The organism is Bacillus cereus group sp. BfR-BA-01349, from assembly GCF_022663795.1.
Classification (GTDB): domain Bacteria; phylum Bacillota; class Bacilli; order Bacillales; family Bacillaceae_G; genus Bacillus_A; species Bacillus_A cereus.
In genome coordinates, this window is sequence record NZ_JAKUGE010000095.1 from 1 (window position 1) to 5,108 (window position 5,108).

Here is a 5,108-nt window from a genome sequence, read left to right on the forward strand (position 1 = left end):
ATAAAAAAATCCCCTCCAGATAAAACAGTATTGAGTCCATCATATCAGATGGACTCTTTTTTTACTGTCTACCTATAGGGGATAATACCATATTCGCTCTTCCTTCATATACACATTTAACAAATGCATCTTTCTAACCACTAACTTTTCTGGTGATATATTAATAGCCTCTAAAAGCAAACTGAATATACAAGTATGTACCAACACCATAAATAACAAAAGCAACTATAGTAATTAGCCAATTTTCACGAGTTTTTTGTACATACTTCGAGCATGCCCAAAAAAGAAGTAAAATAATTAATTGAATTGCAGTCACTTTTGAGACAGCAATTATAGTAGTTTCTGTAACAAATACTATCCACATTCCCATTAAAATACGTGTGACTTGAATAATTAACAAGATCCTATTATTGGTAATACTTTCTTTAATATCAAACAGATAATTTTCTTGAAAAAAAAACGACCAATGTTAATATAAGACTTAAACTCAAAACTATAATAAACTCTAAAAATTCTAGAAACGCTATCCACATCAACAATTCCCTCTTTCTTTTCCTATAGCATAAGGTTCATTGTAAATTTTTAATGCAGCTATTCTATTTTCACTAGAAAGATTCGACAATCATTTTGCATCTACACCATACTAATATGTAACATTGTCATGTATCCTAAACTATCATTTAATAGCTTAGAAACTATCCTCTTGTATCTCCTTGCGCTAAAAAAATCATTTAATTACATCTTATTATTTTCATGTTGCACAAATATCAAAATTATTACTAGCAATTGTTAAAAGCGCACCATCATATTGGATAAATGCACACGCCGATGATGGAACTAATTCGATTTGTGGTACAACACATTCTCCCATTAAACACTTCATCAATTTACTTTGATTTATTTCCTCTAGTTTAATACCAACGCTATTTCCTAAACTGATAATAGCAAAAGTATTTTCTATACTTACACCATAAAAATACTTGATTATATATGATACTTCTGTCCTTGGTATAGAATCAAAAACAAAGAAAAGGTTCCTTCTTCCCGAATCAAAAACTGTGTAGGAAATGTTTTTAGACTCTATTTCTTCTTTCACATTTTTTTCCTCAGATTTATCTACATGTACAATAAACTGATTAATCCTCTCTTGAACAAGTAAACTTAAATTATCAACATTACGATTATCATCATCAAATAAATCTATTTCATAAATATCAGTTACATTACTAACACGATATATATTTGCATCTTCAATACATTGAACCTTTTCGAATGTAAACTCCATAATACACCTTCTTTTCTCTCAAAGTTATATTTATTCCCATCCTATTCTTACTTAATAATATTAAGTTTATTATTCCTAATTGTTTTTATAAATCAATAATAATCTAATTCTCCTCACAGAGAATCCGCTTTTCACCTTATAATACGCTACTTGTAGAGTATGCATACCGTTCCCTTTTTCATATCTGTTTCGTATAACGGATTAATGTTGTCTCCATTAAAATCAAAATTCCGAATTATAGGCATTTAAATCCCTAGCTTCTTTAAAGTAATTTCTAAATTTATCATCAATATTTATATCGTTACTTAATAACAACATCAAACTGGAATCCCAACAAACAATTTCAAGTTTTGCTTGAGGGTGCTGAATATTTGGACTTGGTACCCAGAGCCCTTCGTTTCCATTTGCATAGGGCTCTACAAGCAAATTATTAATATCAATGTTTATAGACTTATCAAACGCAGATAGTACGCCCCAAATAAATTGAGGATTATATTTCTTTACGAGATTTGAAAGATCTTCACCTGCTATCCAAACTATTGGATGCGACATTTTAGGATAATCTCGGATAAATTTCTCTTCCTGATGTGCGACAATCTCTATGTCTGTTATAAGCCAATTAAATTCTTTTTCCCTACCTTGAAATGAGTCAAAAACGGAAGCTAAAACTGTATGTTTAGATCCATGTAAAATGAAGTTCATACAATTCCTCCAATTAGTACCAATCGATAAGTTAGCCTTCTTGAACTTATTATATGTAGATAATTAAACAAATACCAATGAATACTGTTACTATACACAATATAATAGTTGTTGCAGTATCTAGCAAAATGCTTACGGCTAGGAAAATTATTGATTTAAGAGCAAAAGAAGGCCCTTTTTCTTTCCATTGCCGATAGATTTGTATCATTGCATAAATTAATGGAATCATACCACCTATAATCAGAATAATCCCTATTATTTTCCCCATGTTCCCCCTCCTTTTAAAGATTCGAATAAGTAAATGTACTATATAATCATACGCCCTCAGAATATATCCTTATATTTTTGGAGTTATTTTACACATATAAAACTCTCTAATCATAGCTACGCTCGTATTAAGCGCATTGCTAAAAGTTATATAATCTTTCATTCTGTAATTGACGGAACTTTCCATCTGCTAAAAACTTTGCAATACAGCTTAACATTTTCTAAGGTATTAAATTTCCTAAGATATCAATTAGCTCTTCTAATGCTCTTCCCAAATCGTTTATATTGTCTCGTTCATCAAAACCTTTCTCCATTAATTCATCTGCTATAATATCTCTCAATTTATTTATTTTTTCAGTTTCTATCATACTTAAGTCTTCATAGACATTTAACCATAGTAAATGTTTATTTTGTGATTCTAATGTCTGTTTCAATAAAATCTGCATCTCTTTATTTAATTTAAACAACCTTATTTTTTCCTTTCCTTATGTATTTTGAACCTTTAGCAAAAGTTGTAATTACTTTACCTTTTTTATTTAAAACTACTACAGCCTGTTTACTAGTATATTTAGTTCTACCGCCACTTTGTATAACTTTTTTACCAGTTTTAACAACATTTAAAATGGCCTTAGATGATTCTCCTACACCATCACGACTAATTGCCTATACCATTTCTTTTCTTTCATAAACTCACCTCGCTGAAATATTTTTTAACACAATAATGTTACATATTCAAATCTAAATGAAATAAAGAGTAAAGTAAATGCAGTTTAAAAATAAATACATCTATCATAAAAAAAGAAAAGACGATTTCTTTTCTCATTAATGCTTGTAGTATCCCAACCCATTTAACGATTGATAAAATAAGACAAGGGCTTTTTTGGAATCATCGGTTAAACTTGCAATTTAGTTGAAGAAGGCACAAACTGATGATGCGGAAAAACGTAGTATATAGAAGACTATGTAAGGAGTTTGTCATATGATTGATAACAGAATTTCGAAAGATTATGACCATGAAATAGATGATTCTTTAAAAGAAATTACAGATACAACCATCTTACTTAATTTTCAAAAAGCGATTGTAAGTTTATATCCTCATCTAATACCAATTCATGCTTTTGCCTATGACGCATGGGATGATATTGTAATGCCATTGTTTTATGAAATGGTATATAAAACCTTTGCTTTTAAATACGGGATAGATATTAACTTTAAAGAAACTCATACCTATATGTTTTCGCTTAATAGTTATAAAGGGATACATCACATCGAGTGTGTTCCAAAGTGCACGACATTTAAGATTTATATTAACGAAGAATGGATTGAAATGGATAATAAAAGTTTGAAAGAAAATGTATTTGTATTTAAGTCATTTGGGGATGGATTGCATTTTCTAACTGGTGGAATTGAAATTTCAGATGCTTATCGTGTAGGATTTGACCTTGTTGAGGTTGATATTGTTTCTACCATAACAGGTCTTCCATCTAAAACAAGTATTTTTATTGATAAAGAGCATGTAGACTTTGTGTTTGTTGCAGAAACATATGATACAAATATCCAAAATTAAAAATTTTATGTAAGAAAGTAGGAAGAATATCTTCATTACTACTCATATCAAATAGTTGTTCGAACACGCTCCGCTATTATATATACAAACTTCCTACTACATTTCATATGAGAAAAAGTTATTACGATAAACAAAGAAAAGGTCTCCTAAAATATCTTTTAGGAGACCTTTTCTTATTAATAGATTTTGTAATTTAAGAGTAAACACTCTTAAATTACAAAATCCTCCGGAATAAACACTTTCACTTCTTTCGGCTGTACGTATACGAAATCACCCGCTTGAATGTTCAGCTGTTTAAACTGTTCTTTCGTAATTTCTGCTTCTAAATATTCATCTGTTCCGTCTCGTTTTAATTCTACATATACGACAGGTCCGACTGCGTGAGAATAAGATACTTTTGCGGGGATTGCATCTATGCTTTGTTTCGTACGAGAGATTGATAAGTCATGCGGCCTTACGTAGGCTATTCCGTCTACGTTGGAAACGTGCTTATGCTCTGGTGCTTCTAGTTCGACCGATCCTACATTTAGCTTTCCTTTATGAACGCGGCCGTGAAATAAATTTACATTTCCTAAAAAGTCATATACAAACGGACTTGCTGGGTTTTCATATACTTCTTCCGGTGTTCCCATTTGTTCAATACAGCCTTCATTCATTACAACGATGCGGTCTGCAACGTCTAACGCTTCTTCTTGATCATGCGTTACGAATACGCTCGTAATTTGAAATTCGTCATGTAATTTTCGGAGCCATCTTCGTAATTCTTTTCTCACCTTTGCATCGAGTGCACCGAACGGTTCATCAAGTAATAAAATTTTCGGTTCGACTGCAAGTGCCCGGGCTAGTGCAATACGTTGACGTTGTCCACCAGATAATTGCGCTGGATAACGTTTAGCAAAGCCATCCATTTTTACGAGCTTTAATAATTCTGTTACCTTTTCTTCTATCGCTTCTGCTGACGGTCTTAAGCTTTTCTTTCTTACTTTTAAACCGAAAGCGACATTCTCAAATACATTCATATGCTTAAAGAGCGCATAGTGCTGAAAGACGAAACCGACTTGCCTGTTTTTCACGTGAATGTCTGTTAAATCTTCTCCATCAAATGAAACAGAGCCTCCATCCGCTTCTTCTAATCCTGCAATAATGCGTAATAACGTCGTTTTCCCAGAACCTGACGGGCCTAATAAGGCAACAAGTTGTGCGTGATAGGTAAAGCTTTGATATCATCTCCACCTTTTCCCCCACCTAACACCGTACGTGACAGTTTCCCGTCATACGGCGTCCCAT

5 protein-coding genes and 2 pseudogenes are annotated in these 5,108 nt (G+C 32.0%); 1 reads left to right on the forward strand and 6 read right to left on the reverse strand.

Annotated elements, in window-relative coordinates; translation table 11 throughout:
• Positions 1-160 precede the first annotated feature (160 nt).
• The 5 genes and pseudogenes from MR169_RS27685 to MR169_RS27705 form a co-directional block, all read right to left on the reverse strand.
• Positions 161-533: pseudogene (locus MR169_RS27685) on the reverse strand (hypothetical protein).
• A gap of 218 nt (positions 534-751) precedes the next feature.
• Complete coding sequence (locus tag MR169_RS27690) at positions 752-1,285, reverse strand: hypothetical protein (protein ID WP_000397228.1); 534 nt, start codon at positions 1,283-1,285, stop codon at positions 752-754.
• Positions 1,286-1,507: 222 nt separating this feature from the next.
• Positions 1,508-1,987 (reverse strand): hypothetical protein, encoded by a 480-nt coding sequence (locus tag MR169_RS27695; protein WP_001009365.1) that lies wholly within the window; start codon positions 1,985-1,987, stop codon positions 1,508-1,510.
• Positions 1,988-2,036: 49 nt separating this feature from the next.
• Positions 2,037-2,255, reverse strand: coding sequence for a hypothetical protein (locus tag MR169_RS27700; protein WP_000516159.1), 219 nt, complete (start codon positions 2,253-2,255; stop codon positions 2,037-2,039).
• 220 nt (positions 2,256-2,475) lie between these two features.
• Positions 2,476-2,721 (reverse strand): hypothetical protein, encoded by a 246-nt coding sequence (locus MR169_RS27705; RefSeq protein WP_000475563.1) that lies wholly within the window; start codon positions 2,719-2,721, stop codon positions 2,476-2,478.
• 512 nt (positions 2,722-3,233) lie between these two features.
• Here MR169_RS27705 and MR169_RS27710 point away from each other — a divergent pair.
• Positions 3,234-3,821 (forward strand): hypothetical protein, encoded by a 588-nt coding sequence (locus MR169_RS27710; RefSeq protein ID WP_000566766.1) that lies wholly within the window; start codon positions 3,234-3,236, stop codon positions 3,819-3,821.
• A 209-nt stretch (positions 3,822-4,030) separates the two neighbouring features.
• Here MR169_RS27710 and MR169_RS27715 read toward each other — a convergent pair.
• A pseudogene (locus MR169_RS27715) lies at positions 4,031-5,020 on the reverse strand (sulfate/molybdate ABC transporter ATP-binding protein); the annotation flags it as partial.
• Positions 5,021-5,108 lie beyond the last annotated feature (88 nt).

Coding starts and splice junctions, on each gene's coding strand:
- MR169_RS27710 (WP_000566766.1), top strand. CDS start 3,234: ATGATTGATAACAGAATTTCGAAAGATTATGACCATGAAATAGATGAT.
- MR169_RS27690 (WP_000397228.1), bottom strand. CDS start 1,285: ATGGAGTTTACATTCGAAAAGGTTCAATGTATTGAAGATGCAAATATA.
- MR169_RS27700 (WP_000516159.1), bottom strand. CDS start 2,255: ATGGGGAAAATAATAGGGATTATTCTGATTATAGGTGGTATGATTCCA.
- MR169_RS27695 (WP_001009365.1), bottom strand. CDS start 1,987: ATGAACTTCATTTTACATGGATCTAAACATACAGTTTTAGCTTCCGTT.